This is a genomic window from uncultured Thiothrix sp. (genome assembly GCF_937873765.1).
In the GTDB taxonomy this organism is placed as follows: domain Bacteria; phylum Pseudomonadota; class Gammaproteobacteria; order Thiotrichales; family Thiotrichaceae; genus Thiolinea.
Genome location: NZ_CALMZC010000016.1, coordinates 18,387 through 45,107, shown reverse-complemented (window position 1 = coordinate 45,107; position 26,721 = coordinate 18,387). Strand labels below are relative to the sequence as shown.

Sequence of the window (26,721 nt, the reverse complement as noted above, 5' to 3'; positions counted from 1 at the left end):
TTGAGCGCTAGAACCTGATGTTACGCAGGCACATCAAACGACTCATGTGACGAACTCTATGCTTTCCTAAATCCACTGCGTTACACGATAAAATCATTGGTAAATTCATCCACCGTTACTCCTTTCAAATATAATCAGACATGATCGAAATTACTTAAGTTTCAAGTGCCCATCCCCACCCTGCCTTAAACCTACACCTATCACCTCCCATTTCTGAAACCACTGTTTTAGGAAAGCATGCTACCATGTGCGAGTGCCAGTTCATCGAAAACAACTGCAGCTTATAACTACTGCATTTAATCTCTGTAAAATAATGATTAGCTAGAGGGCTAGAGTTTTGAAACAGTCGGTGTTGCCAGTATGGATACGTGTCATCAGTCTAACGCTCTTAATCCTGCTGTGCACGCATACCCACGCGGCGGGTAAATTATTCCCCTTTGCTACCAATAGTGCCAATCAAGAAACCACTCAGCAAGATGATCCACTCCCACCCGAGCAAGCTTTTGCTCTGACCTCGCCTTTATATGATGGTAAACAGTTGCTATTACGTTGGGAGTTGCCAGAAGCGAAATTCTATTTATATAAAGAAAAATTCAAAGTTCGGGTATTAACGCCAGAGCTTAAAGTCGGTGAACTGCAATTACCGGCTGGAGAACCTAAACAAGATGAGTTTTTTGGAAATGTGCATGTACTTCACCATTCGGCTGATTTGAAACTACCGATTGACTTGAGTGGTAAAACCAGTGGCAATCTCCAAGTTGAAGTCGGCTGGCAAGGCTGTGATGGTGAGTTGGGGGTTTGCTATCCACCAGAATTAAAATATTACAGTGCAAGCATTCCGAGTGACCCGACAAAGTTAGCTCAAGGCTTTATTTTAGAACCTAGCGAACCACCCGCTACCGGTACTGTAGCTAACCCCAGCCAAGCAGCCCCTACCAACTTACCACCGGCGGTGATAAAAGCAGAGCAAGATCAAATCGCGGATACGCTAGCTTATGGTAATTGGGTTTTCACTTTGGTGAGCTTCTTCGGTTTTGGGCTATTACTGTCTTTTACTCCTTGCATATTCCCAATGATTCCAATTTTATCAGGTATTATTGCTGGGCAAAAAAATCTAAGCACGCGCGGTGCTTTCTTGTTGTCCTTGGTCTATGTACTAGCGATGGCTGCCACTTATACCCTAGTAGGTGTCTTAGCCGGTTTATTCGGCAGCAACTTACAAATCCTCTTTCAAAATCCTTGGATCTTAGGGATTTTTAGTGCTGTGTTTGTGTTACTTGCTCTCTCCATGTTTGGCTTTTATGAGCTACAAATGCCTGCTGCTTTCCAGCAGCATTTAACTAATCTTAGCAATAAACAAGCAGGTGGCAACTTAATCGGTGTCATGATTATGGGTATGCTGTCTGCCTTGATTGTTGGCCCTTGCGTAGCTGCTCCTTTGGCGGGTGCTTTGATTTATATCGGGCAAAGTGGCGATGCACTGTTAGGCGGAGCAGCTTTATTCATGCTCAGTATTGGTATGGGTATTCCACTCCTGATCATTGGTACTTCGGCGGGTAAACTGTTGCCACGGGCTGGTGCATGGATGGAAAGCGTTAAAGCCATTTTCGGGGTCATGCTGTTAGGTGTGGCACTTACGTTGCTGGAGCGTATCCTACCTGAAATGGTGAGTATGTTCTTATGGGCAGCCCTCATTATCATTTCTGCAGTTTACATGGGCGCACTTTCGCCCTTGCCTGCTCATAGCACAGGCTGGCGCACACTGTGGAAAGGATTAGCCGTCTTATTCCTAATTCACGGCAGTTTAGTAGCCATCGGAGCTGCTGCTGGTAGCACTAGCCTGATACAACCCTTAAAAGGGGTATTTAGTAGTGAGCAAGCCAATGAGCTGAGCTTCCGTCCAGTCAATAGTTCAACCGAACTCAATCAAGCCTTGGCTGAAGCGAAAGGTAAACCTGTCTTATTTGATTTCTATGCAGATTGGTGTGTGAGCTGTCGTGAAATGGATAAATACACCTTCACTGAGCCAACGGTAAAAACAGCTTTACAAAACTTTGTACTTTTACGTGCTGATTTATCCTCGATTACTAAGGCGCATCGCGAATTATTAGCTCAATTTAATCTGTATGGGCCGCCCGGCATTATTATTTTTGATACGCATGGGCAAGAGCGTAAAAATTTGCGGATAGTCGGTTTTATGCGCGCTGAACCATTTGCCAAGCATGTTAGCCAAATTCAAGCGCCTTAATCTTATGAAGCACCAATAGCCAAGCTGGCACTGCATTACAACTTGGCTAGCCATAACGCTCTTCCCCTTGTTTACGATAATCACTCGGCGTTATACCTTTCAACTCCATAAAGCGCCGATTGAAATTAGCAATATTATTAAAGCCGACGCTATAGCAAATCGTACTCACATATTGATCGGTTTCCATCAATAATTGGCAGGCACGATTTACGCGTAAGCGATTCACAAAATCGGTAAAGGTATTTCCCGTGGCACGTCGGAAATAGCGCGAAAACCGACTTTCACTCATCCCTACTCGCTTGGCAATATCAATCAGGGCAAACTGATTGGCATAGTTAGCTGTAATATAATCGACGACCTCACTAATCTGCCGCAATGAGTCATCATCATCAAAGCTTTGTAACTGTACATTGGAGAGCAACCGATAATCATAGTGGCGCGCTAGCAAACTCAATAAACCTACGAATTCGCTGAAGCGTTGCAACCCTGATGATTGCCTAATTTTTACAATCCGCTCATAAGCTTGTTCACTTAAGCCCATGAACTCAATCCCGTGCTTAGCACGCTCTAACAGCGGCAAAGCCTCACGTAGTTCAGGTAAATGCTCAGCAGCTTTGCGTAAAGGTTCATCAGAAAACTGCAGTACCAAATCGCGCACCTGCACACCGGCTGCCGGTAACTCACTAGAAATCCAGTTATGCGGCAAACGTGGCCCCGTCAGCACTAGATGACCAGGCTCAAAGCGGCCAATATAGTCACCGACAAACACTTTGCCGGTGGTTTCAACGATCAAGTGTAATTCATATTCTTCGTGATAATGCCAGCGAATCAAGGGATTCGGTGCTCCATGCTCAAGGCAACGAATATAGCCGTATGAACCGGCTGGCTCATAGCCCAACACAGGGTCGCGCTGAAAGTCGCGCTCAAGCTCCGGTGAGCGGGGCGAAATTTTTTGCCGAGCTAAACTACCCATTATTTTCTCCTACACATTCGCTACGACATTACATTGCCGCCATCAACATTTAGCGTCTGTGCTGTAATATATGCTGACTCATCGCTTGCTAAAAATACTGCTGCTCCAGCGATGTCTTCCGGCACTCCCATGCGCCCTAAGGGCACTGCTTTGCCCACCGCGATTTTCTTTTCGCCAAGCTTTAAGCCCTCGTATTGAGCAAACAAACTATCCACTTGCTCCCACATGGGCGTATCAATGACTCCAGGGGAAATACCATTCACACGAATTCCATAGGGAGCCATGGCTAAGGCAGCCGATTGGGTATAGCTAATCACAGCAGCTTTGGAAGCACAATAATGTGCCACTAACCCTTCGCCACGCCGCCCTGCTTGCGAGGCAAGATTAATCATACTACCCGTCTGACCAGCATCAACTAACCCTTGCAACACAGCTTGCATGACAAAGAACATGCCTTTGACATTTACTGCAAAGAGCTTGTCATACATGGCTTCATCTGACTCTAGTAAGGGAGCCATATCAAAGATCGCTGCATTATTAAATAAAACATTAATTACGCTAGACCGCTGATTGACTTGAGTTACTAGAGCCTTGACTGCAGCCGTATCCCCCACATTCAAGCTGTGATACTGCAAACTAGGAAATTTTTGTTTTAAAGCTCTAAGTTCAGCGCTTGGCTCAGCCGCTAAATCAATCGCAGTACACATAGCACCTTCTGTTAAGAAAGCTTCCACCACTGCTAGACCAATGCCACCACTCGCACCCGTTATCAGCGCGTGTTTACCTTGTAGACGTTGTAACTTCATTAAGTTTTACTCACAAATTCATCCACGACTGGTACTGCTTTACGTAAGGCCGCTATCAAACGTTCATTACCTGCAATTGACCCGAATAAAACTTGCTCATTAGCAAAAGTCGCTATCGGATCACTGGATGTGCAAATCGCTTGGGCACTAGCAGGGTTCATTGCTTGATCTTCATACTTGAAGGGTATTTCTCCACGCTGTTGACGCTGCAAGAAACGTAAGAACAACGCAGGAAGCCGTGCGACTGCATCAATACTTCGATTGGCGTCTAAAGCTTCCCGCAAAGTTGGCTGAATAAAGCCCGGAATTTTAGAAAACCCATCCATCGCGACGCGCTGATTAGTATCGAGGATATTTGGATTACTAAACCGATCCAACACCACATCCCGATACTTAGGCAAATTGAGTGGATACGGTTTCGCAGTATCCTCTAAGCAAGGAATTACATCCTCGGTAACATAGGCATAAGCCATTTGGCGGATTTCAGGATCAAGCGTACCTTGGTGAATATATTGATAGCCGCGCAAAGTACCCGCCCACGCAATACAACTATGCGTTGCATTCAGCAGACGAATCTTGGCCTCTTCATAAGGCATCACATCTTTAACCATCTCCACGCCGACCGTTTCCCATGCAGGGCGACCATTCGCGAAATGATCCTCCACTACCCATTGAATAAAAGTTTCGCCCATTAAAGCGGCGGGATCATCACGTCCAGTAGCTGCTTTAACCCGTTCACGAATATCGGGAGTAGGCCGTGGGGTAATGCGATCTACCATGGAGTTAGGTGCAGTGGTATGCGCAGACACCCAAGCTAATAAAGTCTGATCATCATGTTTTGCTAAAAACTGCTTTAAACCACTCAAGAAACGCTCACCATTGCTGCGCAGATTATCGCAATTGAGTAAGGTGACTTTGCCTGCCCCTGCTTGCATGCGTGCATGCAGAAGTTTGCTTAAAGCACCATAAATCGTCGAGCAGGTTTGACCCGCTAAATCAGAGCGCAAATCAGCAAAGTTTTCATCTAAGTGATTATGCGCATCCAGATAATAGCCCGCCTCGGTGACCGTAAAAGAAATAATGCGGGTGTTAGGGTCAGAAGCGACTTTTACGAGGCCGCTCAACTCTTGATCCCAACTAATTACTGCTTGGATCGCCGTAATATATTGATAAAAGCGCTCGCCAGCCGTGTTCACCGTTTCTAAGGTATAAGCACCGTGACTCGCTTGGAGTACGGCCACGGTTTCAAGCATATCAGGGCGTAAATTGCCCCCAACAATCCGCCAAGTTTGCTCACCTTGATCGTGCAGGGCTTGCATATACACCGCTTGATGGGCGCGATGGAAAGAGCCTAAACCTAAATGCAGTTGAGTTAAAATAGCGGCGCTCATGCTGCCACTCCTGAGAGTTTATTCAGGCCAAAAATTGCCTTACCCTCTTTATCGAAACGATGCAAATGCATAGGGTCAAACTGCACACCAACTTGCTCACCAAGCTGTAAGAGAGTACGTTCATACAGACGCACAATAATCAGGGTGGTGCCTAAATTCACGTGAATCAGGGTTTCATTACCGAGTGCTTCAATCAACTCTACCGTACCGTGCAATTGCCCTTCATTCGCAGCAACAATGCTTAAATGTTCAGGGCGGACACCGATTTCGTGTGCTTGGCCTGCTTTGGGAAACATGCTAGCTGGCAAGACATTCATTTGCGGCATACCGATGAATTGCGCCACGAAACGGTTCGCAGGACTGTCGTATAACTCTAATGGAGTGCCTACCTGTTCAATCATGCCATCACGCAAGACCACCACGCGATCTGCCAAAGTCATGGCTTCTACCTGATCATGGGTAACATAAATCGTAGTCGCACCCAATTCGCGATGTAATTTAGCGATTTCGACCCGTGTTTGACCCCGTAAAGCTGCATCCAAATTGGATAAAGGCTCATCGAATAAAAACACTTTTGGCTGGCGTACAATCGCCCGTCCAATGGCCACGCGTTGGCGTTGACCACCAGATAAAGCTTTGGGGGTACGTTGCAAATAGCTGGTCAAATTAAGCTTTTCTGCCGCTTTGCTGACCTTCTCTTTAATCACTTCGGGAGCAACTTTCGCGAGACGCAGCGCAAAGGACATATTCTCTTCCACTGTCATATGGGGATAGAGCGCATAAGACTGGAACACCATGGCCAAATCGCGTTGTGAAGAAGGAGCATCAGTAATATCTTTGCTGTCTAACATGAGCTTACCACCATTAATGGTTTCTAAGCCTGCAATCATGCGCAGTAAGGTCGATTTGCCACAGCCAGAGGGGCCAACGAACACAATAAACTCACCCTTTTCAATCGCTAAGTCGATACCTTTGATTGCACGGAGTTTGCCGTAAAATTTCTCAACGCCTTTTAATTCTAAAAATGCCATCACTTATCCCTTCCCTTATTTCACTGCGCCAAAGGTCAAGCCTTGTACCAACTGCTTCTGACTGAACCAACCAAAGACAATAATCGGAGCTATCGCCATTAATGAAGCAGCCGATAATTTTGCCCAGAACAGTCCTTCAGGGCTGGAGTAAGAAGCCACTAAGGTGGCTAAAGTACCGGCCTTAGCAGCACCCAAGCTCAAAGCCCAGAAAGCTTCATTCCAAGCGAGAACTAAGCACAGTAAACCTGTTGAAGCCAAGCCACCCATGCCTAAAGGTAATAAGACATGACGGAACTCGTCCCATAGGCTTGCCCCATCCATGCGTGCGGCTTCAAGAATTTCGTGGGGAATATCTTTTAAATGGGAATAAAGCATCCAGACCATAATCGGCAGATTGCTCATGGTGAACAGAATGATCAGGCCAAACTTGGTATCTAATAAACTAGCGTATTGGTAGAGTACATAAATGGGTGCTAAAGCCCCTACAGCCGGCATCATTTTGGTGGAAAGCATCCACATCAAAATATCTTTAGTGCGTTTCGTAGGGCTAAAAGCCATGCTATACGCAGCAGGTGCGGCAATTAGCAAGCCAAGCAGAGTCGATACCACACTGGTAACAATAGAATTCCAAGCATAAGTGAGATAATCACTACGAGCTTGTACTTCATAAAAGTTTTCTAAGGTTGGGGTAAATACCCATAAGGAAGGGACTGCGATAGCTTGTCCCTCCGTTTTGAAGGCGGTCACTGCTAAAAATAACAGTGGGAAAAATAATAATAAGGCTACAGCCCATGCAACCAGCGTGCGAATCAGCAGGCGAGTAGTGTTAGTATTAGGTGAGGATTGCATCGTCTTAGTCCAAGTTTTTGCCAATCATACGAATCAGGAAGAAGGCCACGATATTGGCAAGTATCACTGCCAGTAAGGCACCTGCGGAGGCGACTCCAATATCAAAGCTTAAGCGGGCTTGCTTAAAGATTAGGAAGGCTAAGTTAGTACTCGCGTTACCAGGACCACCACTGGTAGTGGTGTAGATTTCTGCGAAAATACTCAGTAAGAAAATTACCTCAATCATCACTACCACAGAAATTGAACGTGCCATATGCGGCAGGTACAAATACCAGAGTTTTTGGAAATAAGTGGCGCCATCCATGCCTGCTGCTTCGAGTTGTTCACGATCCATCGACTGCAAAGCTGTCATGAAAATTAAGCACGCAAAGGGTAACCACTGCCAACTGACCATGATAATGATTGAGAACAGTGGATAATCCGTGAGCCAATCAATTGGCTTTAAACCCAAAAAAGTCCAGACTTGTGCTAAAACTCCATACACAGGATTCATCATCATGTGTTTCCACAATAAGGCATTCACCGCAGGCATGACGAAAAAGGGGGAAATCAACAGAATGCGTACCAACCCTTGTCCGGGGAAAGGGTCATTAATGAGGAGCGCAATCGCTAAACCAAATCCCACAGTAATCAGCACAACACTGCCAAGTAAAATTAAGGTATTCCAAATAGATGGCCAGAAATCCGGGTCTGTCAAAAAGTAGCTGTAATTCTCGAAGCCTACAAAGCCAGTCTGCTCGGGTTGCATCAGGTTGTAGCGCATTACCGAAAAATAAAGGGTCATCACCAGCGGTACGATCATCCACAGAAATAAAGTTATGACTGCGGGTGACATCAAAAGGCGGGGTAACGACCGAGAACCTGCACGTGTATGTTCTGCCATAACGATACCTGTCTGTGGTGTTAACTAATTAGTGTCAGAAAGGCCGCCACTTGGACTTAGCAGAAAGTGGCAGCACTTAACGGGTAACCATGGTGCTATGTTGCTACCCTATTTGGAGGAACTTTGCTGTTACTTGTAGTAACCTGCTTTACGCATTTCACGATCTGCCGCTTCTTGACCTGTTTTTAAGGACTCTTCCACTGTTGTCTTACCGGCTAACGCTGAGCTCATTTGCTGGCCTACTGCTACCCCAATCGCTTGGAACTCAGGAATAGCGGCAAACTGTACACCGGTATAAGGTGATTTTTCTAAAGTCGAATCGGCTGGATTGGCACTCTTAATCGCTGCTAATTCAGCATCGGCAAATTTAGCGGCTGCTTTGAAATCAGGATTGTCATAAGTAGATTGGCGAGTACCGGTGGGCACATTACCCCAGCCCACCTCTTTACCCACTAAATTCACATAGTCTTGTGAAGTTGCCCATTGAATAAACTTTTGTGCTTCAGCCGCTTTAGCCGAGGATTCTGGAATCGCTAAGGCCCAAGCCCATAACCAGTTCGCACCTTTAGGCGTTTTTGCAGTCGGCGCTTGAGCAAAGGCTACTTTGTCAGCAACTTTACTTTGCTTGGGGTCAGAGATGAAAGATGCTGCAATCGTCGCATCTACCCACATACCGCATTTACCTTCGTTGTAGAGGGCTAAGATTTCATTGAAGCTGTTGTTGGCTGAACCTGGAGGGCCATATTTAGTTAATAAATCAACGTAGAAACTAATCGCATCTTTCCAAGGTTGGCTTTCTAACTGAGGTTTCCATTCCATATTGAACCACTGGCCGCCATAGGTATTTACTAGGGTGCTTAAAAAGGCCATGTTGTCCCCCCACCCCGGCTTGCCCCGTAAGCAGATACCGTAAACCCCTTTATCTGGATTATGAATTTTGGCAGCAACTTGGGCGACATGCTCCCATGTAGGATTATTCGGCATTTCCATACCAGATTCTTTCACTAAATCAGCGCGATACATCAACATGGAGCTTTCGCCATAGAACGGTGCGGCATACAGTTTGCTATCAGCAGAAAGACCATCACGCATCGCGGGTAATAAATCATCTACTTTGTAGCTATCATCGAATTTCAGCTCTTTCAACCAACCTTTTTTGCCCCAAATCGGGGTTTCATACATCCCGATGGTCATAATGTCGAATTGACCACCTTTGGTGGCAATATCGGTGGTGACACGTTGACGCAATACCCCTTCTTCGAGGGTCACCCATTTAAGTTTAATATCGGGATTGGCTTGTTCAAAATGCTTGCTGAGTTTTTGCATTTCGATCATATGACCGTTATTCACGGTAGCGATCACTAATTCGGTCGCTGCTTGAGTAGTAGCTGTTGCACACAGAACGATGCTGCCCGCAATAGCAGCTAACATACGGTTCAATTTCATCTCTCATCTCCTCCAATGGATGGGCTGGTTGCCCACAAATAACTAGCTTGAGGAGAGAATGGTATTTTATTGCAGAATTAACCGCTTTCCCCCTCTCTCTTGTGAAATAGAGTAGCACTAGCTATTTAGAAAGGACTATACCAATTCGATTAGATCCGATACTTTATTGCAGTTTTAATAGAAAAAACCTATAAAAACTTGCATTAAACTATTATTTTTTTCGAAAATAATATAAAAATCAGAAAATTCCAGTTTGCACTGCAGCAAAAAAGTATTAGAGTAGCTGATTTAAGCCGTAAAAATAGCGCGGTGACCGCAGTAGTTAGAGGAACTTAGCTTGAATAAAATGACGCAGCATTAGACTGAGAGAATCATTATCTGCTCAGCAATAGTAGGAAAGATTTAATCAGGGCTTCAGGACAAAGCCTTGCTCTGTTAATTGCATGCGCTCTAAAGCTAAGCCATTGGCGGCCGCACCTTGGCGTACTGCTGCTCGCACCGCTGCTTGACTGCCCTGATCCTGACCAGCACGACTCATGGCTGCTTGGTTTAAGAGAGCTTGAATGAGTAAAGCCTCAGCTAAGGCTTGCTTATGCGTATCAGTCGCTTGCGCAAGCTTTGGATTAGACAACCAAATCTTGACAGCTTGTTGTTTAACCGCTTGGGCAGTTTGTTTATTTACATAGAAGGTCCTGCCTTCAGAAGCTTGCCAAGCGGTGATCCACCATAAGGTATAAGCATCCGCAATATTGTTGATTTTCAAACCGAATGGCTCAATGGTCTGCTGAACTGCATCAATAATCTGTGGCGAACTTAACAGTGCTTCTAGCTCTTTAGCTCCGTTTAGATGACTCACTTGGCGTTGTTCAGCCAATTCACTTAAGTTGATTTGGCGGCGCTCTAAGGATGGCGTGTATTCGAGCTGCGTCAGCAGGTTTGCCGCCTCCTGTACGAATAAAGGAGTACTTGAGTTCATCGCTAGCCCCTGCGTCGCCTTGAGGGTGTTGGCAATCACGGCACGATCTGCCGATTCATGGAGCGCTAGGGTTAGCTCTGCAGCGTTATTGGCTAGTGCGGTAGAAGAAAAACAAATAGCGGCTATCCAGCTCGCCCATACGTTGCGCTTCAAGAATTTCATCAGCATCCCTTTAAACGATTAACACTCGATGCGCCTGATACTAGCTAAGCTTGGTTTTGTCAGTATGTGCTTAGCTAGACGAAAGCATCTAAAATCCTGCTAATACTAAGACTTGCTAAATTCACTCCTATCTGTCTTTCACAAGCTTGTTAATTCTTGACACGTTTGAGTCCAAACTCAGAAGATGGGAGCTTTATTAGCAGTTTCTTACTGTTTAGTGCGTTTAAAGGTTTGAGTTCTATGTCCGCTTTGCCTACGCGTTATCAGCTTAAACTAGTCGAGACTATGCTATTAGCTTTACCGTGTTATGCCCGCTCTACTTGTCGAGGGTCTTTTTATCCCAAGTTTGAAATGACACAGAAGATAAGTTATTTCACACACAAGGCATTAATAACCAAACAAATAACGTATTGATAATAAATTACTTTTAACTTTGGCATTTAACTTGCTCTAGCTCATAAGCTTTAAAAACTTGTCAATATCCCAAATGGAGCTATGAGCATGAAACTAAAAACCAAAATCTATATTGCTATCCTCAGTTTAAGCGCACTAAGCAACTTAGCTCAGGCGCATGTTGGTGTGGTCAACACTCAACTACCGTATGCGGTTGCAGGCAAAAGTTATGAACTAGTCCTAAGCATTCCTCATGGTTGTACTGACCCACAAGACAGCAATAAGCATCTTGATACGTACAAGGTTCACTTGGTAACTCCTTCAGCTTTCACTAGCCCACGTCCAATTATTGATGGTGTATTTGGTAAACCTAAACAAACAATTAATAGTGATGGCTCAAAGACAACACTAGTATGGACTAAAGATGCTAGCCTTAACGCTACTGAGGACAATCAAAGTTATCGGGTAGGCGTTCGTGGATCAATAGCTGCTACTGCAGCACTTAGTAAACTTACTTTTAATATCAAGCAGTTTTGCAAAAATCCTAATGGTGGTGCTGATATTGTGGTCAACTGGGCACAATATGTTGCTGCAGATGGTAGCGTCAGCAATCAGTCTCCCACTGTGAAAGTATTTCCAGCAACTCGGCAGCTAGGTTGGAATAAGTTCAATCTCAGCAGTACAAATGAAAAACATACTCAAGCTGATGTGAAAACATTTATGAGTGATTTTTTCAGTGACGCCGCTATTGTCTGGGTTGGCAAAGGTGCTTATAGCGCCAACAACGATACCACCACAAAAATTCAAAATCTTATTAGCACAGACAACTCCTATTTTGAATTAATCAATAAAAGCGACATCATGCTTCACTCGACTGATGATATTTGGGTTAAATATTAAGGAGGCCATTTATGCTCAAACGCTATGCTTTACTACTATTTGTATTTAGTATCAACTTTACATCTACTCAAGCAGATAGTAGTCACGACGCTACAGTACAACCACTCAGAACCGTTACTAGCAGCTTAGATGAAGAGTTATTACCTCCAACAGTGAATTCTAGTTTACCAACTTCTTTACTGCCGCCTACCATTAGTACTAGCTTACCTGATTCTTGGTTAGCACCTAATTAATTGCTATTTTCTAGAAGGTTTCTGTGTACCTAGTGCATAGAAACCTCAAACTTGATCCTCACTAAAATCCAAGTCATGACTTAGACTTTACCGCATTCTTGCTTGCGCAGAATCCTGTCAAGGCTTAACATTTCGGCCTTTGCTAAGACATATCAGATTTCAGGAATAATAATTATGCGTAGTCATTATTGCGGGCAGGTTGACGAGTCCCTGCTGGATCAGGAAATTACCCTCTGTGGTTGGGTCAATCGGCGGCGTGATCACGGTGGAGTCATTTTCGTTGACCTGCGCGACCGTGAAGGGCTAGTACAAGTAGTCTTCGATCCTGATCGGGCTGAAGTTTTCGCGACCGCTGAGCGGGTGCGGAATGAATATGTCTTACAAGTCAAAGGCCGGGTGCGTAGCCGTCCGGCTGGCACGACGAATGACAATTTACGCAGCGGTCAAGTCGAGGTTTTAGGCTTAGAACTCACCGTATTGAACGCTGCAGAAACCCCGCCCTTCCAATTAGACGAAACGGGTGTGGGCGAAGAAAAGCGCTTGACCTATCGTTATATTGATCTGCGCCGCCCTGAAATGCAGCAGCGTTTACAATTACGCGCCAAAGCTACAGGTTTTATGCGCCGTTATCTGGAAGAAAACGGCTTCCTCGATATTGAAACGCCAATGCTCACGAAAGCCACCCCCGAAGGTGCGCGTGATTATTTAGTTCCAAGCCGCACGCATCCGGGTTCATTCTTTGCCCTCCCCCAATCACCGCAATTATTTAAACAATTGCTGATGATGTCTGGCATGGATCGTTATTATCAATTTGCGCGTTGCTTCCGCGATGAGGATTTGCGGGCAGATCGTCAGCCAGAGTTTACCCAGCTCGATATTGAAACTTCCTTCATGAATCAAGATCAGATCATGAACATGGTGGAAGCAATGATTCGCAATATGTTCAGCAGCTTGTTAGGTGTCGAGCTACCCACCCAATTCCCTCACATGACTTATGAAGAAGCCATGTTCCGCTTTGGCTCTGACAAACCCGATCTGCGGATTCCATTGGAATTTGTAGAAGTCAGCGATTTAATGCAAGCGGTGGACTTCAAAGTCTTCGCAGCGCCGGCCAAGGACCCCGATAGCCGGGTAGTCGCTTTACGCTTACCACAAGGTGGCGATTTAAGCCGCAAAGAAATCGACGACTACACCACTTTTGTAGGGCGCTACGGTGCAAAAGGCTTAGCGTATATCAAGATCAACGATCTGGCCGCTGGCTTAGATGGTTTACAATCACCGATTCTGAAATTCTTACCCGAAGCGGTGGTGAAAGGCATTTTAGAACGTACGGGCGCACAAACGGGTGATTTGATTTTCTTCGGCGCGGATAAGGCCAAAGTAGTCAACGATGCGCTGGGTGCTTTACGGATTAAATTAGGCCATGATCGTCAATTATTGACGACTGAATGGGCAGCCTTGTGGGTCGTGGATTTCCCAATGTTTGAATACGATGACAAAGATAAACGTTGGGTGGCTTTGCATCATCCCTTCACTGCACCTAAATGCTCACCGGAAGAATTAGCCACGAATCCGGGCAAGGCTTTATCGATTGCGTATGATATGGTCTTGAATGGTACTGAAGTTGGGGGTGGCTCAGTACGGATTCACCGTCCTGAAATGCAAAGTGCCGTGTTTAGTTTATTAGGGATTAGCGAAGAAGAAGCCGAAGAGAAATTCGGTTTCCTCCTCAATGCCCTTAAATACGGTTGCCCTCCACACGGTGGTTTAGCCTTTGGCCTAGATCGCTTAATTATGCTGATGACCGGTAGCCAATCCATTCGTGACGTGATGGCCTTCCCGAAAACGCAAACAGCCGCTTGTCCATTGACCAATGCACCTGCACCGGTCGGTATGCGGCAATTGCGTGAGCTGAATATTCGGGTGAAATTGCCGGAAAAAGAAGGGGCTTAAGTCTTAAGTAACCTTATCTAAAAGACCAAAGCCACCTAAGCGGTGGCTTTTTTATTTAAGTATTGGATACGCATGAATATCGATGTTGCCATAAACTCCTATCGTAAACCTGAATCACTAATTTATACCCTGCTGTCTTTAAAAAAAAGTGATCAACATCAGTTAATTGATACGATCTATATTAATGATGATTGCTCGAATGATGGAACAACAGTTTTCTATCAAGCCCCCCTTTTTATAGAAGCCATGCAACCTATTCAACTCAAACTCAGAACGAATCGAAAAAATACGGGTTATGGTAGGAAAATCGTTACACCTGAGATTTTCTTCTCACAGTTAAATAATTTTCGACTAAGTAGAATTAATTATAAGCAAATTCGTCGTCACGGATTCTATGTCAGCAATGATGTCCGCTATCAATGGGCGATCAATAGTACTGATAAGGACTATTTACTCATTATTCACGATGATATTTTATTTAAACAGGATGTTTGTAAGCTGTACTTAGATAGCCTTATGGCTCTACGTAGAGGTGCTATTGTTGGGGATTTAGGCCAATGTTGGATTTGCAGAGAAAAAGAGCTTGCCGACTGCACTCCCGATAAAGTCAATCGGGGAATTTATCCTAATCCCTATTTCCCCTTAGCGCGTAGTGAGCAAGGCTCGTTGCCATTAGCGTTTGAACGACGCTGCCGTATTAATGAATGGTGTTGCATGCTCAAGGTTGAGGTAGCAAGACAAACTAAACCCCATTACTTTGGAAACTATGAGGAAAAAGGCGATGTAGGCGCTTATTGGTTTAGTGAGATTATACGTAAGGGCTACCGCTTTTGCGAGCCACTGCCCACACAAGCACAACGCGACGCTTATTATCATCACGGTTGGCAAGGCCACACTGGACATGCAGTCTGGCTAAGCAAAGAAAATACGCATCAGGATATTTACGACCGCGCCTTTATTAGACAGCGTTTGGAATCCGATTTTGGCTATAAGCTCGCAGTGCATTAATCAAGGCATTGTCCGACTCAATAACCTAGCTTCGCTGATACCCTGACTTAGTTAATGATGTCTAGAAACTTTATGTTGTCTATGATGCGAGCGTTTGGATCTATTTTCAGGGCTAGTATCCGGCTCAGGCTCAACACGCTCTAAATTATTCTCTTCAAACATATACGCAATCGAAGCAGTAGGTCGTGGGCGAGGTGCTATTAGAGTTGCCGGATTTGCTGCAGTAGGCATCGCTTCAGTAACTGAGGGGGCTTCTAAACTTACCGATACCTCTTGTTCTGTAACTGCTGGTTCATCCATCGACACGAAGGTTTGTTGAGTAAGCTGCTTTTCACGTGGCTTCTTGCGCTGTTCACGCTCGTGGCGCTCTATTGGCACGCCTGAACGGGTTGAATGTCCCCGTTGCGGGCGTTGAATTTCGGGCAATAAGTCGGGACTAATCGCAATCACAGGCAAGGTTTTTCCAGTGTAAGCTTCAATCTCCGGCAAATAAAAAGCGGTATCTTCACAAGCAAAACTATGCGCCTCACCGGAAGCACCTGCACGCGCTGTTCGGCCAATCCGATGTACATAATCCTCAGCGAGCTGTGGCAAATCGAAATTGAACACATGTGATACTGCGGGAATATGCAAACCACGTGCTGCTACATCGGTTGCAATCAAGACCTGATAACGCCCTTCGCCAAAATCTTTCAAAAAGCGCTCACGCTTATTTTGGCGCACATCGCCAGAAATCATGGCCGTTTTGATTTGATTGACCTTTAAATAAGCTTCAATCCGCTCAGCATTATGCTTAGTATTCACAAACACAATTGCACGTTGTGGCTCCAGCTTACGAATGAGGCCAACCAGTAAAGGAATTTTCTCAGCATTAGCCGGAAAATAGATAGCTTCGCTAATATTATCGGCACTGACTGAATCGGTTTCGATTTTAACTGGCACGGGATTATTCATATGCTCATAAGCCAGCTCTAACACTTTTTGTGAAAGTGTCGCTGAAAATAGCATATTTAAGCGCTCAGCAGGCTCAGGTAGGCGTCCCAATAAGAAACGAATATCTTGAATAAAGCCCATATCGAACATGCGATCAGCTTCATCCAAAACCATCACTTGGGTATGTTTAAAATCAAACACACCCTGCTTCCAATAATCAATCACACGCCCCGGCGTACCAATCAAGACATCTACTGCTTGAGTAAACTGCTGACGCTGCTTTTCATAAGCCGCCCCACCATAAACTAAAACATTATTTAAGTCTGTGTATTTGCCTAAGACTTCGGCATCGCGGGCAATTTGGATGGCTAGCTCACGCGTCGGTGCTAAAATCAAACAGCGTACCGAACCTGCGGGCGCATCAAGCAAAGGTTGCGATAAGAGGCGTTGAAAAGTCGCGACTAAAAACGCTCCCGTTTTACCAGTCCCCGTTTGTGCTTGACCCGTGATGTCTTGCCCATTTAAAGCAATCGGCAAAGTTTCTGCCTGAATGCGCGAACAGTACTCAAATCCTGCTGCATGGAGAGATTTTAGGATTCGCTCATCGAGCTTAAATGAGTCAAAACGTGTTGAGCTTAAATATTGATTTTCCATGTCGTAAGCATACCACAAACCTTAAAAAAACAACTAAGTAGGCGTACAGACTATTCTCTGAGACGACTAAAGCACTGTTTAGTGGTACAGGCTGGCCAAATCCACAAGCTGTAGTATTTATTTTACAAGTCGAAATAACAAAAAACCGCTTAAGAAGGCTTATACTACGCTGCCCTACTGAAAGCCTAGCTCGCTTAAAAATGCTGGCTTCAGTCAAGTTGATTTTTTTAGCATGGAAAACATCATGACGGTTAACACCAAGCTCTCATCACACCTAGAGGCTACTTTAGGTTTGGCTCAACTCAAGGATATTTTTTGGAATCAATCCGCGCCTGCCCTGTACGAAGCAGCGATGCGTCGCGGTGAAGCCCATGTCGGCCAAGGTGGCACGCTAGTAGCTTATACAGGTTCATTTACTGGCCGCGCCCCGAATGACAAATTTATCGTTGATGAAGCCAGTAGCCATGACAAAGTGTGGTGGGGTGAGGTCAATAAAAGCATTAGCGAAGAAAACTTTGATAAAGTTTTAGCATCAGCACAAGCATTTTTAAGTGGCAAAGAAGTCTTCGTGCAAGATTTATTAGCGGGCGCTGATCCGATAACTGAATTGCCGGTGCGGGTAATTACTCAATACGCTTGGCATGCACTATTTGCGCAAAATATGTTTATCCGCCCAGCGGATCTCAAGCGTAGTTTAGCGGTGGATGAACCCCGTTTCACCATTTTGCATGTACCTGATATGCAAGCTGATCCTGAGCAACACGGTACACGCTCAGGTGCATTCATTCTGCTCAATTTCGCCCGCAAATTAGTCATCATTGGCGGCACGCATTACGCCGGTGAGATTAAGAAATCGGTATTCTCCATTATGAACTACCTCTTGCCACAGCAAGGTGTCATGTCCATGCATGCTTCTGCGAATGTAGGCAAAGCCGGTGATGTGGCGATTCTGTTTGGTTTATCCGGTACGGGTAAAACCACTCTATCGGCTGACCCAGAGCGCTTATTAATTGGTGATGATGAGCACGGCTGGAGTGATCAAGGTGTCTTCAATTTAGAAGGCGGCTGCTATGCAAAAGTCATTAATTTGTCTGCTGAAGCAGAGCCTTTGATTTACGCAACGACTCACCAATTCGGCACTGTATTAGAAAATACGGTGATGGATATGGATACGCGCGAACTCGATTTAGATGATGGCAGTCTCACCGAAAATACCCGTGCCAGCTACCCAATCACCCAGATCCCCAATGCACTCTACCCCGGTAAAGCCGGACATGCTAAGCATATTATTATGTTAACTTGCGATGCGTTTGGGGTGTTACCACCGATTTCTAAGCTCAGCACTGCACAAGCCATGTATCACTTTTTGTCGGGTTACACCGCTAAAGTCGCTGGTACTGAAAAAGGCGTGACTGAACCAACGACGACTTTTAGTACTTGTTTTGGTGCTCCCTTCATGGCCTTGCATCCTTCTGTCTATGCCGATTTATTGGGTGAAAAAATCAATGAGAATAAAGTATCCTGTTGGTTATTAAATACCGGCTGGAGTGGTGGCCCTTATGGAGTGGGGAGTCGGATGAAAATTCGCCATACGCGTGCCATGCTGAATGCGGCTTTACGCGGTGATTTAGATAATATCGACACCCGCACTGATCCAATCTTTGGTCTGAATATTCCAGTGAGCTGCCCCGATGTTCCGAATGAAGTGTTAGATCCAGCGTCTACTTGGGAAGATAAAGCTGCTTATCAAGCAAAAGCGAATCAATTAGCCGCTGCTTTCCATCAGAACTTTGCACGCTTTGCGGATTATGTCACGGAAGATGTGCGTAAGGCGGGGCCTTTAGCGGGTCGTTAATAAAGCTGAATTCCTACGTATCCCCTCTCTGCTAAATGTTCAGAGGGGAATCTTGTCTCAAAAAAATTTTATATCTAAACAGCAAGCAAGGCAGTAGCTTTTTTGCACTTCCTCGCAGCTATGTTTTGACGCTACTCTGCCACCCTGCTACAGCTCAATGACCTAGGGCTAAACGGAAACCGATATAATTGATGCGATCATCGGGCGCGTTGCGGTTGCGATAGGCAGAACGCACGTTCCTACCGCTATTGAACCACGACCCGCCACTTAGCACACGGCGAAGCGCCCCACTGGCAGGCAGGCGAGATACAGTGCTCTGAAAGGGATCAGTGGCCTCTTGAATGCCTAGGCTCAACTCCCAAACGTCTTCACACCATTCCCACACATTGCCATGCATGTCGTATAGGCCGCATGCATTGCAAGGATACCTTCTGACCGACGTGGTGGCTTGCTTTGCACCCGTGCCAAACCTTTGATAATCATCCCAAGTACCACAATAATTGGCTAAATCCAAATTAATCTCATGGCCCCAATGAAACGCAGTAGTTGTGCCTGCGCGACAGGCATATTCCCACTCTGCTTCCCACGGTAGGCGCACTGTTAAACTGGGATGGAGGCTGTTCACTATTTTTATAAATGCTTGTGCATCGTCCCACGAGACTTGCTCGACAGGTAAACGAGGTTTCTTGAAATAACTCGGATTCTTTCCTGTTATCGCTGCATAAAGAGCTTGAGTAACAGGTGTTTCACCTAACCAAAAACTTTGACTTAAACTGACTTGATGATAATCCTCATTATCGTATCGGCCTTGCTCATTTTCTGGTGATCCCATCATAAAACGGCCTTTCGGAATCCAGCGGAAGGTATAGCTTGCATCCTTGTATTGCAAGACTTGATAGAGACCATAACGATCTTCGCCCCACTCGGCAGCCCACGGGTAGGGGAAGATAGATGGGGATAGCGGATGTTTAGGCATTACTCACCTGCAAGGTTCAGAGTTTCTTGAATCACGGACTCCGATAGAAAAATGCCTGCTTGTTGAATGGCTGTTAAAGCGGGGCGAATAGTCTTGATATAGTCTTGCTGTTTTGCCCAAAGCACAATACTTAAGCTGCCAATCGTCTTCAGTTGGTTCAAATGTGCCACTTTACGAGCACGTCGATCGTCTATTAACAAAGCATCGGCTTGCAGTTGGCGATACAAAGTCATAGCTTCCGTTTCGCCTAAGCCTAAACCAGAGGGTGTGATTAAGGCCATCACTGGGTTAACTTCTATGATTTTGTCAATAAGGTAAGTATGTAGCACAGTGGCTTGAGGTTTATCTGCAATCGTACATTCCTGAAAAACAGCTCTAGGCACACGCACTTGCTCAAAACGAGCATCAAGCCAAGCTAAACCTTCACAAGCTGCCAAAGCGACCAAGGCTGAAGAATCCGCTACGACCAGCATTAGCAAGCCTCTTTTAAGAAGGCCAACTCGTCTGCTAGCTCGCCTTGATCATAATCAATCATAGCGATTTGATGCTGCTGACAAGCTGCAATAAAACTAAAACGGTCAACCCCTGCAAATTCACAAGCCGCACCTGCAGAGAGATGCCTACCTTTATACATGGTCAACGCGGCATATAATTTGATTTGCTTAGCCAATTCAGCAGGCGAAAAATCTATGCCAAATTGGTCAGGTATATCGAGAGTGATTTGCATAGCAACTCCATCAAACTAGCTATTTTAACAGCCATAATAGACTGTTTAATATTTCATTAGATAGCTTAAAACCCCATCTCGTTCAAGTTTGAGCTAAGCCTGCTTGTTTTACGGAAAGGTGGGTGAATACTTATCAGACTTGCCTTTCTTGCGTCTTTTTTTAGTAGACCTTTGTTGAGTTGGCTCTACTTCTAAAAGCGCCTTTGATAATGCCAAATGTATATTAGTATTACTGAATACATCCTCACTAATCTGATCCTGCTCCGCGACGCGCCTTAGCTCAATATGATCTAGGGCCAAACGGAAACCATAATCGTAGTAACGAGAGGCAGAACGCACGATCCTACCGCTATCGTACCACGACCTACCACGCAGTACACGGTTGGGCGTCCCGTTTGCAGCGCCCACAGGATCAATCACCGCCGCATCCCCTAAGTTGTCTTGATAAATATCCTCACACCATTCCCAGACATTGCCATGGATTTCGTACAAGCCCCACGGATTCGCAGCTAAAGATTTTACGGGTACAGTTTTTTCACGGTAAAGGCCTTTTTTTCCATCATGGTATGGATAATTACCATCATAATTGACTTGCTATAGGGTGATATTCTTGCCAAACGAAAAGGGAGTGGTCGTACCTGCTCGACAGGCATATTCCCACTCAGCCTCTGTCGGTAAGCGTAAGGGGAGATTTGGCATTAAGTCTTGGATAGCTTGGATAAAGCGCTGTGCACCTTCCCAGCTTACATTTTCAACCGGATTTTGCTCAGAATCTTTAAATGTACTTGGATTGTCGCCCATCACCACCTTCCACAAGGCTTGTGTGACTGTGCTATCCGCTAGCCAAAAGCTTTGACTTAAAGTAACTGGGTGCTGAGTTTCATCACTCGATCGTTCAAGCTCGTCTTCGGGTGAACCCATCAAAAAGGAGCCTGTAGGGATAAAGCGGAAGCGTTGGGCAATGGCTTTAATTTGTAGATCGACATAAATTTGTATCGGTCAAACTTACTCCCATCCCCCCTATTTTCAGTTACAATAGCGCCCTTTCGATCATTCCCCGATAGGATCTGCTATGGAACTTTCAGCCCTCACGGCCCTTGCCCCCGTTGATGGTCGCTATGCCAGCAAAACCGCTGAGCTGCGCCCTTGGTTTAGTGAGTATGGTTTAATTTATCACCGCGTGTTAGTGGAAATTCGCTGGCTGCAAATGCTGGCGCGCCATCCACAAATTACCGAAGTTCCGGATCTATCAGCAGCAGCGAATGAGTTTTTAGAAAAGCTCTTACAAGACTTTGATGAAGAAGATGCACGTCACGTCAAAATGATCGAACGCACTACTAATCATGATGTGAAAGCGATTGAATACTTCCTCAAAGATAAAGTTGCGGCTCAGCCTGAACTGAAAGCCGTCAGTGAATTCATTCACTTTGCTTGTACTTCTGAAGATATTAATAATCTGTCTTATGCGCTCATGCTACAAGGCGGCATGCGTCAAGTGATTGAGCCAGACATGCAGCGTACGGTGGCGGCAATTCGTGAGCTAGCTCAGCGCTATGCAGACCAACCGATGCTTTCACGCACCCATGGACAACCAGCCTCACCCACGACTTTAGGCAAGGAAATGGCGAATGTAGCTTATCGCTTACAGCGCCAACTCGATCAAGTCCAAACTTGTGAATACTTAGGCAAAATCAATGGTGCAGTCGGTAACTACAATGCACATTTCAGTGCTTATCCTGAGGTCGATTGGCAAACCACGGCAGAGCAATTTGTCACTAGCCTTGGCTTAAATTGGAATCCTTACACCACCCAAATCGAACCGCATGATTACATTGCAGAAATCTTCGATGCTATTGCACGCTTTAATACCATTCTCATCGACTTCAACCGTGATATTTGGGGCTATATTTCTTTAGGGCATTTCAAACAAAAAGTCGTGGCGGGTGAAGTCGGTTCTTCGACTATGCCACATAAAGTGAATCCGATTGATTTTGAAAATGCCGAAGGTAATCTGGGCATTGCCAATGCTTTACTCACTCATTTAGCACAGAAGCTCCCTATTTCGCGCTGGCAGCGTGATCTAACCGACTCCACTGTGCTACGTACTTTAGGGGTGGGTTTAGGTCATAGCTTAATTGCTTATCAATCGGCTTTAAAAGGTATTTCTAAACTTGAAGCTAACCCAGTGAGTATGCAAGCGGATTTAGATGCGAATTGGGAGGTACTTGCCGAACCTATCCAAACCGTGATGCGCCGCTATGGGATTGAGCAACCTTATGAAAAGCTCAAAGCTTTAACCCGTGGGCAACGCATTACGCCTGAAGGTTTACGCGAATTTATTAAAAACTTAGAGATGCCCGAAGCTGCTAAAGCTGCACTCAGTCAGCTCACACCCAGCACCTATCTGGGTAATGCAGCCGAACAGTCTAAAAAGCTATGAGTTTGATTCAACCTAATCAGATTCTCACGCAGTTAGGCGAGCTTTCCACCGAGGAATTCTTGCGCGATTATTGGCAGCAAAAACCCCTACTGATTCGCCAAGCCTTTCCCAACTTCCAATCCCCGCTGAGTTCCAATGAATTGGCGGGTTTGGCTTGTGACACCGATACTGCGCGTTTGGTGCTAGAAAAAGGGGGTAGCAGTCCTTGGGAAGTACGCCACGGGCCGTTACGCAAAAAGGATTTCAAGAAGCTTCCCGCCACCCATTGGACGCTCTTAGTCAATGATATTGAAAAACTCCTACCTGAGTTTGCCGAGATTATCGAACCTTTCCGCTTTATTCCCGATTGGCGGATTGATGATCTGATGATTAGTTATGCGGTTGATGGAGGTTCAGTGGGGCCGCATGTGGATGCTTATGATGTCTTTCTCTTGCAGGCACTGGGTAAACGCCACTGGCAAATTAGCCATCAAGCCTGTGCGGAAGATAATTTCATCCCCGATATTGACCTACGGATTATGCGTGAGTTTGTAGCCGAAGCAGAATGGACTTTAGAACCGGGTGATATGTTGTATTTGCCCCCCGATGTGCCGCATTACGGAGTTGCCGTTGGTGAATGCATGACCTACTCAATTGGCTTTCGAGCGCCGAGTCGGGCAGATTTATTGGAAGATTTATTAGGGCAGATTTTAGAGCAACCGGACATGCAAGAGCGTTTCCGTGATCCTAAGCGCTGTTTACAAGCAGATTCGACAAACTTAGCTGAAGCTGATTTGGAGCGTTTAACCGATTTTATCCTGCAAGCACTGCCAGATCGGGACGCGATTCGCCGTTGGCTACAGGAAACTTTAGGCTAAGATTTCATTCCTATCCCCATTTGGAGCTATGGCAGCTTGCAGGCTAAGCAGCCGATAATATTGGATGAATCGAAGTAGTCTGTCCGTTTGAAGCTGGCTGCTTGCAAGCTTCAATTTAATTCAGCCTATGTTACGAGGTAAACATGCCTTATTATGTGTTTCACATCACTCAAGCGACTGCAGTTTTAAAAACATTAGAGCATCAAGGGACACATGAAGCCTATCAAGATGCACGTAATCAAGTCCGGACTCTACGTATCAATGCAGCCCCCTCCGATAAAGGTAGCTACAAATTAATCTTTGCTGCTAATCAATTAGAAGCGGAAGAACGCTTGCAGGAGCAGCGCGAACAACCTGTGTTAATGGAATGGGAAAAGTAAGCTATAACCACGCTAATGGATGAAGATCAATTCCGTAGCCTTTACCATGCAATGAATCAACAGCGCTGCGTTTTTGAAAAAGCGTTGCTGAATCGTCGCTGTGATTGTCGACGTAAACAAGCCTTTTTAATTGCCAATCGTGAAGGCATCGCCTGCCAGTCTGCTGAAAGCTTAGTACGCTGTGAGCTATTCCTGAATACACTGCGGCAAGCAGCTCGTTTTGCTTTACATGAAGTGACTATTGATGGCCCTTTACCCCATAATAAAGAACTCAAAGTACAAGCTGGCGGTTGCCTCGCACTGCAAGCGCATCTACTCCCTGAAGACAGTCAATCACTTATGGTGGATATTTACTCGCTGCTGAATACAGCTTTAGCCCGCTATCCACAACTAGCAGACTTGCCCTATAGCGAATTAGTACGCGGTGTGGTGCGCTATGTCAGCCGCCCCTCTGCTAGGAGATCTTAGATTGAAACACTATCCCATTTTTATGTGCTTACAGGATCGCCCCTGCTTAGTGGTAGGCGGTGGCAAAGTAGCCTTACGAAAAGCGGAGTCTCTCCTAGCCAGTGGTGCACGACTCACCCTGATTGCACCTGAACTGGATGATGAACTCGCTAATCTCCTCTGTGCATATCCTGAACAAACCAACTGGCAGCAGCGTGACTTCCAAGACACAGATGCTACTACTGGTTATTACTTAATTATTGCAGCGACTAATAATCGAGTGGTCAATGCGCGAGTTGCCGAGCTTGCCAACGAACAGCTAATCCCTGTCAATGTGGTTGATCACCAAGCGGCTTGTAGTTTTATTCTGCCTTCGGTGGTGGATCGCTCACCGGTGATGATTGCGGTCTCTACAGGGGGTGCTTCGCCAGTCTTAGCCCGTCAATTGCGGATGAAATTGGAAACGATGGTTCCTTCCTCCTGTGGGCAACTAGCCGCGATCACTGAAGAATACCGTGAAAAAGTCAAACAACGCTTTGTTGACCCCGAACAACGCAAACAGTTCTGGGAGCAAACTTTGCGCGGCCCGTTTGCCGAATTAGTGTATGCAGGCAATGTGAGCGCCGCACGACAACTGCTAGAGGAACGACTGGCTCAAGCAGATTCGGTCTCCTCGATAGGTGAGGTTTATTTAGTAGGTGCAGGCCCGGGCGATCCTGATCTGCTCACCTTTCGTGCCCTGCGCTTAATGCAACAAGCCGATGTTGTCGTCTATGACCGCTTAGTCGCTAAATCGATTTTAGAGATGGCAAGCCAAACCGCCGAACGTATTTATGTGGGTAAAGAAAAAGCTAAGCATGCTGTTCCCCAAGAAGGGATTAATGCGCTACTGGTGCGTCTAGCCAAAGAGGGAAAACGTGTTTTGCGCCTCAAAGGGGGGGATCCTTTTATCTTTGGACGAGGTGGCGAAGAAATTGAAACCTTGGCTGAAAATGGCATTCCTTTCCAAGTCGTTCCCGGAATTACCGCTGCTTCAGGTTGTGCTGCGTATGCCGGTATTCCGCTGACGCATCGCGATTATGCGCAATCTTGTACTTTTGCCACCGGTCACCTCAAAAATGGCACGATTGACTTAGATTGGGAAAAACTCGCTCAACCGCACCAAACGGTAGTGTTCTATATGGGGCTAACTGGCATTGAGGTGATTAGTCGCGAATTGATTAAGCACGGCACTCCCAGCACCCTGCCTGCCGCTTTGATTGAGCAAGGCACGACACGTAATCAACGGGTGCATATCGGTACCCTCGCAAGCTTACCGGAGCTGGTTAAACAGCGTTCAGTCCGTGCACCTACTTTAACTATTGTAGGTGAAGTCGTGCAACTCCACGAAAAACTACATTGGTATCAACCGGAACGCCATGTAGCGGCTAGCGAATTCAGCCGTAGCCCTGAGGCCACAGGAATAAAGTATGACCCGCTTTAAAGACATAAAAATTACGGTTGACGATAGCTTTAAACAAAACATCAGTGATGAAGGGAGTAGTTGTTCCGAATCTGAGCCCTTTGCGCTGCAGGTGATTGATCAGAGCATGGAACCAGAATTTGAGCAAGGTTGTATTATTATTATCGATCCAACGGGTATTGTGCGGGATGGTGCTTTCGTATTTGCGAAAGACAATCAAGACGAGTATATTTTCCGCCGCTTACGCATCAACGCAGGCCGCTATTATTTAGAGGCTTTGCAAACTCAATACCCGAGCTTGGAAATTCGTCCTGAACAAATTCAAGGGATTGTCACGCAGCGTGCTGGTAAGCGCCGTTCTTATCACAAATGGTATGATTAATGATCATTCTGTATGGAATTAACAATTGCGATACTGTACGCAAAGCACGTCAATGGTTAGCTGAGCGTGCTATTGCTTATGAATTTCATGATTTCCGCCAAGATGGCCTAAATCCGGTGCAATTGCGGACTTGGGTAGATGAATGGGGTTGGGATAAACTCATCAATCGCCGTGGCACAACTTGGCGCAATTTGCCAGAAACTACTCGGAATACGATGAACGAAACTTTGGCTTTAGCGGTTATGGAAGATCAACCCAGTATTATTAAGCGTCCTTTATTAGACTTAGGGACACGTCGTGTACTCGGTTTTGATGCTGAACAATGGAAAACTCTGTTCCAAAATTAACTTAAAATC

At 45.7% G+C, this 26,721-nt stretch carries 25 protein-coding genes and 1 pseudogene; 13 read left to right on the top strand and 13 right to left on the bottom strand.

Annotation, left to right across the window (positions count from 1 at the left end; translation table 11 throughout):
- The first annotated feature begins 337 nt into the window (after positions 1 to 337).
- Positions 338 to 2,248: a protein-disulfide reductase DsbD gene (gene dsbD, locus Q0307_RS05880; protein WP_298657973.1), complete on the top strand. Its 1,911-nt coding sequence runs from the start codon at positions 338 to 340 to the stop codon at positions 2,246 to 2,248.
- A gap of 46 nt (positions 2,249 to 2,294) precedes the next feature.
- Here dsbD and Q0307_RS05875 read toward each other — a convergent pair whose 3' ends face one another.
- The 8 genes from Q0307_RS05875 to Q0307_RS05840 all read right to left on the bottom strand — a co-directional run bounded on the left by Q0307_RS05875 (position 2,295) and on the right by Q0307_RS05840 (position 10,765).
- Complete coding sequence (locus Q0307_RS05875) at positions 2,295 to 3,221, bottom strand: AraC family transcriptional regulator (RefSeq protein ID WP_298657972.1); 927 nt, start codon at positions 3,219 to 3,221, stop codon at positions 2,295 to 2,297.
- A gap of 20 nt (positions 3,222 to 3,241) precedes the next feature.
- Complete coding sequence (locus Q0307_RS05870) at positions 3,242 to 4,027, bottom strand: L-iditol 2-dehydrogenase (protein WP_298657969.1); 786 nt, start codon at positions 4,025 to 4,027, stop codon at positions 3,242 to 3,244.
- Complete coding sequence (gene dalD / locus Q0307_RS05865) at positions 4,027 to 5,418, bottom strand: D-arabinitol 4-dehydrogenase (RefSeq protein ID WP_298657966.1); 1,392 nt, start codon at positions 5,416 to 5,418, stop codon at positions 4,027 to 4,029. The genes Q0307_RS05870 and dalD overlap by 1 nt, the downstream gene beginning before the upstream one ends.
- Positions 5,415 to 6,449 carry an ABC transporter ATP-binding protein gene (locus Q0307_RS05860; RefSeq protein ID WP_298657963.1) on the bottom strand — a complete coding sequence of 345 codons (1,035 nt, stop codon included), beginning with the start codon at positions 6,447 to 6,449 and terminating at the stop codon, positions 5,415 to 5,417. The genes dalD and Q0307_RS05860 overlap by 4 nt, the downstream gene beginning before the upstream one ends.
- Before the next feature lie 15 nt (positions 6,450 to 6,464).
- Positions 6,465 to 7,298 carry a carbohydrate ABC transporter permease gene (locus Q0307_RS05855; RefSeq protein ID WP_298657960.1) on the bottom strand — a complete coding sequence of 278 codons (834 nt, stop codon included), beginning with the start codon at positions 7,296 to 7,298 and terminating at the stop codon, positions 6,465 to 6,467.
- Positions 7,299 to 7,302: 4 nt separating this feature from the next.
- On the bottom strand, positions 7,303 to 8,181 hold the full coding sequence (locus tag Q0307_RS05850; protein WP_298657957.1) for a carbohydrate ABC transporter permease: 879 nt from the start codon (positions 8,179 to 8,181) through the stop codon (positions 7,303 to 7,305).
- A 129-nt stretch (positions 8,182 to 8,310) separates the two neighbouring features.
- Positions 8,311 to 9,627, bottom strand: a complete 1,317-nt coding sequence (locus tag Q0307_RS05845) for a sugar ABC transporter substrate-binding protein (RefSeq protein WP_298657953.1) — start codon at positions 9,625 to 9,627, stop codon at positions 8,311 to 8,313.
- Between the two features lie 406 nt (positions 9,628 to 10,033).
- Complete coding sequence (locus tag Q0307_RS05840) at positions 10,034 to 10,765, bottom strand: DUF6683 family protein (protein WP_298657949.1); 732 nt, start codon at positions 10,763 to 10,765, stop codon at positions 10,034 to 10,036.
- 579 nt (positions 10,766 to 11,344) lie between these two features.
- On the opposite strand from Q0307_RS05840, the gene Q0307_RS05835 reads away from it, so the two are divergent.
- The 4 genes from Q0307_RS05835 to Q0307_RS05820 all read left to right on the top strand — a co-directional run bounded on the left by Q0307_RS05835 (position 11,345) and on the right by Q0307_RS05820 (position 15,252).
- On the top strand, positions 11,345 to 12,058 hold the full coding sequence (locus Q0307_RS05835; RefSeq protein WP_298657945.1) for a hypothetical protein: 714 nt from the start codon (positions 11,345 to 11,347) through the stop codon (positions 12,056 to 12,058).
- An 11-nt stretch (positions 12,059 to 12,069) separates the two neighbouring features.
- A complete protein-coding gene (locus Q0307_RS05830; protein ID WP_298657943.1) occupies positions 12,070 to 12,291 on the top strand; it encodes a hypothetical protein in 222 nt (73 codons plus the stop codon).
- Between the two features lie 174 nt (positions 12,292 to 12,465).
- Entirely contained in the window at positions 12,466 to 14,244 is a 1,779-nt protein-coding gene (gene aspS, locus Q0307_RS05825; RefSeq protein WP_298657941.1) for an aspartate--tRNA ligase, read from the top strand.
- A 72-nt stretch (positions 14,245 to 14,316) separates the two neighbouring features.
- Positions 14,317 to 15,252 carry a hypothetical protein gene (locus Q0307_RS05820; RefSeq protein ID WP_298657938.1) on the top strand — a complete coding sequence of 312 codons (936 nt, stop codon included), beginning with the start codon at positions 14,317 to 14,319 and terminating at the stop codon, positions 15,250 to 15,252.
- A 51-nt stretch (positions 15,253 to 15,303) separates the two neighbouring features.
- Here the strand turns inward: Q0307_RS05820 and Q0307_RS05815 are convergent, their stop codons facing one another.
- Positions 15,304 to 16,839 (bottom strand): DEAD/DEAH box helicase, encoded by a 1,536-nt coding sequence (locus Q0307_RS05815; protein ID WP_298657935.1) that lies wholly within the window; start codon positions 16,837 to 16,839, stop codon positions 15,304 to 15,306.
- Positions 16,840 to 17,083: 244 nt separating this feature from the next.
- Between Q0307_RS05815 and Q0307_RS05810 the strand changes: the two genes are divergently transcribed.
- A complete protein-coding gene (locus tag Q0307_RS05810) occupies positions 17,084 to 18,694 on the top strand; it encodes a phosphoenolpyruvate carboxykinase (protein WP_298657932.1) in 1,611 nt (536 codons plus the stop codon).
- Positions 18,695 to 18,848: 154 nt separating this feature from the next.
- Here Q0307_RS05810 and Q0307_RS05805 read toward each other — a convergent pair whose 3' ends face one another.
- From Q0307_RS05805 to Q0307_RS05790, 4 genes and pseudogenes are all read right to left on the bottom strand, one after another.
- A complete protein-coding gene (locus Q0307_RS05805) occupies positions 18,849 to 19,670 on the bottom strand; it encodes a formylglycine-generating enzyme family protein (protein WP_298657930.1) in 822 nt (273 codons plus the stop codon).
- The gene (locus Q0307_RS05800) at positions 19,670 to 20,143 is read right to left on the bottom strand and encodes a DUF3368 domain-containing protein (RefSeq protein WP_298657928.1); all 474 of its coding nucleotides are present in this window, start codon (positions 20,141 to 20,143) and stop codon (positions 19,670 to 19,672) included. The genes Q0307_RS05805 and Q0307_RS05800 overlap by 1 nt, the downstream gene beginning before the upstream one ends.
- On the bottom strand, positions 20,143 to 20,397 hold the full coding sequence (locus Q0307_RS05795) for a UPF0175 family protein (protein WP_298657926.1): 255 nt from the start codon (positions 20,395 to 20,397) through the stop codon (positions 20,143 to 20,145). Before Q0307_RS05795 ends, Q0307_RS05800 begins: the two co-directional genes overlap by 1 nt.
- A 108-nt stretch (positions 20,398 to 20,505) precedes the next feature.
- Positions 20,506 to 21,339, bottom strand: a pseudogene (locus Q0307_RS05790) (formylglycine-generating enzyme family protein).
- A gap of 130 nt (positions 21,340 to 21,469) precedes the next feature.
- Here Q0307_RS05790 and purB point away from each other — a divergent pair.
- The 7 genes from purB (at position 21,470) to Q0307_RS05755 (ending at position 26,712) form a co-directional block, all read left to right on the top strand.
- Complete coding sequence (gene purB / locus Q0307_RS05785; RefSeq protein ID WP_298657923.1) at positions 21,470 to 22,837, top strand: adenylosuccinate lyase; 1,368 nt, start codon at positions 21,470 to 21,472, stop codon at positions 22,835 to 22,837.
- The gene (locus Q0307_RS05780; RefSeq protein WP_298657920.1) at positions 22,834 to 23,694 is read left to right on the top strand and encodes a cupin domain-containing protein; all 861 of its coding nucleotides are present in this window, start codon (positions 22,834 to 22,836) and stop codon (positions 23,692 to 23,694) included. The genes purB and Q0307_RS05780 overlap by 4 nt, the downstream gene beginning before the upstream one ends.
- Positions 23,695 to 23,837: 143 nt before the next feature.
- Positions 23,838 to 24,074, top strand: coding sequence for a hypothetical protein (locus Q0307_RS05775; protein WP_298657917.1), 237 nt, complete (start codon positions 23,838 to 23,840; stop codon positions 24,072 to 24,074).
- A gap of 15 nt (positions 24,075 to 24,089) precedes the next feature.
- On the top strand, positions 24,090 to 24,542 hold the full coding sequence (locus Q0307_RS05770) for a hypothetical protein (protein ID WP_298657914.1): 453 nt from the start codon (positions 24,090 to 24,092) through the stop codon (positions 24,540 to 24,542).
- 1 nt (position 24,543) lies between these two features.
- Positions 24,544 to 26,004, top strand: coding sequence for a siroheme synthase CysG (cysG, locus tag Q0307_RS05765; protein WP_298657911.1), 1,461 nt, complete (start codon positions 24,544 to 24,546; stop codon positions 26,002 to 26,004).
- Positions 25,991 to 26,365: a S24 family peptidase gene (locus tag Q0307_RS05760; protein WP_298657907.1), complete on the top strand. Its 375-nt coding sequence runs from the start codon at positions 25,991 to 25,993 to the stop codon at positions 26,363 to 26,365. The genes cysG and Q0307_RS05760 overlap by 14 nt, the downstream gene beginning before the upstream one ends.
- The gene (locus Q0307_RS05755; protein ID WP_298657904.1) at positions 26,365 to 26,712 is read left to right on the top strand and encodes an ArsC family reductase; all 348 of its coding nucleotides are present in this window, start codon (positions 26,365 to 26,367) and stop codon (positions 26,710 to 26,712) included. Before Q0307_RS05760 ends, Q0307_RS05755 begins: the two co-directional genes overlap by 1 nt.
- The last annotated feature ends 9 nt before the right edge of the window (positions 26,713 to 26,721 follow it).

Bases quoted from the DNA above. Each gene is read 5' to 3' on its own strand.
- Q0307_RS05875 (WP_298657972.1), bottom strand. From the start codon at position 3,221: ATGGGTAGTTTAGCTCGGCAAAAAATTTCGCCCCGCTCACCGGAGCTT.
- Q0307_RS05870 (WP_298657969.1), bottom strand. From the start codon at position 4,027: ATGAAGTTACAACGTCTACAAGGTAAACACGCGCTGATAACGGGTGCG.
- dalD (WP_298657966.1), bottom strand. From the start codon at position 5,418: ATGAGCGCCGCTATTTTAACTCAACTGCATTTAGGTTTAGGCTCTTTC.
- Q0307_RS05860 (WP_298657963.1), bottom strand. From the start codon at position 6,449: ATGGCATTTTTAGAATTAAAAGGCGTTGAGAAATTTTACGGCAAACTC.
- Q0307_RS05855 (WP_298657960.1), bottom strand. From the start codon at position 7,298: ATGCAATCCTCACCTAATACTAACACTACTCGCCTGCTGATTCGCACG.
- Q0307_RS05850 (WP_298657957.1), bottom strand. From the start codon at position 8,181: ATGGCAGAACATACACGTGCAGGTTCTCGGTCGTTACCCCGCCTTTTG.
- Q0307_RS05845 (WP_298657953.1), bottom strand. From the start codon at position 9,627: ATGAAATTGAACCGTATGTTAGCTGCTATTGCGGGCAGCATCGTTCTG.
- Q0307_RS05840 (WP_298657949.1), bottom strand. From the start codon at position 10,765: ATGAAATTCTTGAAGCGCAACGTATGGGCGAGCTGGATAGCCGCTATT.
- Q0307_RS05830 (WP_298657943.1), top strand. From the start codon at position 12,070: ATGCTCAAACGCTATGCTTTACTACTATTTGTATTTAGTATCAACTTT.
- aspS (WP_298657941.1), top strand. From the start codon at position 12,466: ATGCGTAGTCATTATTGCGGGCAGGTTGACGAGTCCCTGCTGGATCAG.
- Q0307_RS05820 (WP_298657938.1), top strand. From the start codon at position 14,317: ATGAATATCGATGTTGCCATAAACTCCTATCGTAAACCTGAATCACTA.
- Q0307_RS05815 (WP_298657935.1), bottom strand. From the start codon at position 16,839: ATGGAAAATCAATATTTAAGCTCAACACGTTTTGACTCATTTAAGCTC.
- Q0307_RS05810 (WP_298657932.1), top strand. From the start codon at position 17,084: ATGACGGTTAACACCAAGCTCTCATCACACCTAGAGGCTACTTTAGGT.
- Q0307_RS05805 (WP_298657930.1), bottom strand. From the start codon at position 19,670: ATGCCTAAACATCCGCTATCCCCATCTATCTTCCCCTACCCGTGGGCT.
- Q0307_RS05800 (WP_298657928.1), bottom strand. From the start codon at position 20,143: ATGCTGGTCGTAGCGGATTCTTCAGCCTTGGTCGCTTTGGCAGCTTGT.
- Q0307_RS05795 (WP_298657926.1), bottom strand. From the start codon at position 20,397: ATGCAAATCACTCTCGATATACCTGACCAATTTGGCATAGATTTTTCG.
- purB (WP_298657923.1), top strand. From the start codon at position 21,470: ATGGAACTTTCAGCCCTCACGGCCCTTGCCCCCGTTGATGGTCGCTAT.
- Q0307_RS05780 (WP_298657920.1), top strand. From the start codon at position 22,834: ATGAGTTTGATTCAACCTAATCAGATTCTCACGCAGTTAGGCGAGCTT.
- Q0307_RS05775 (WP_298657917.1), top strand. From the start codon at position 23,838: ATGCCTTATTATGTGTTTCACATCACTCAAGCGACTGCAGTTTTAAAA.
- Q0307_RS05770 (WP_298657914.1), top strand. From the start codon at position 24,090: ATGGATGAAGATCAATTCCGTAGCCTTTACCATGCAATGAATCAACAG.
- Q0307_RS05760 (WP_298657907.1), top strand. From the start codon at position 25,991: ATGACCCGCTTTAAAGACATAAAAATTACGGTTGACGATAGCTTTAAA.
- Q0307_RS05755 (WP_298657904.1), top strand. From the start codon at position 26,365: ATGATCATTCTGTATGGAATTAACAATTGCGATACTGTACGCAAAGCA.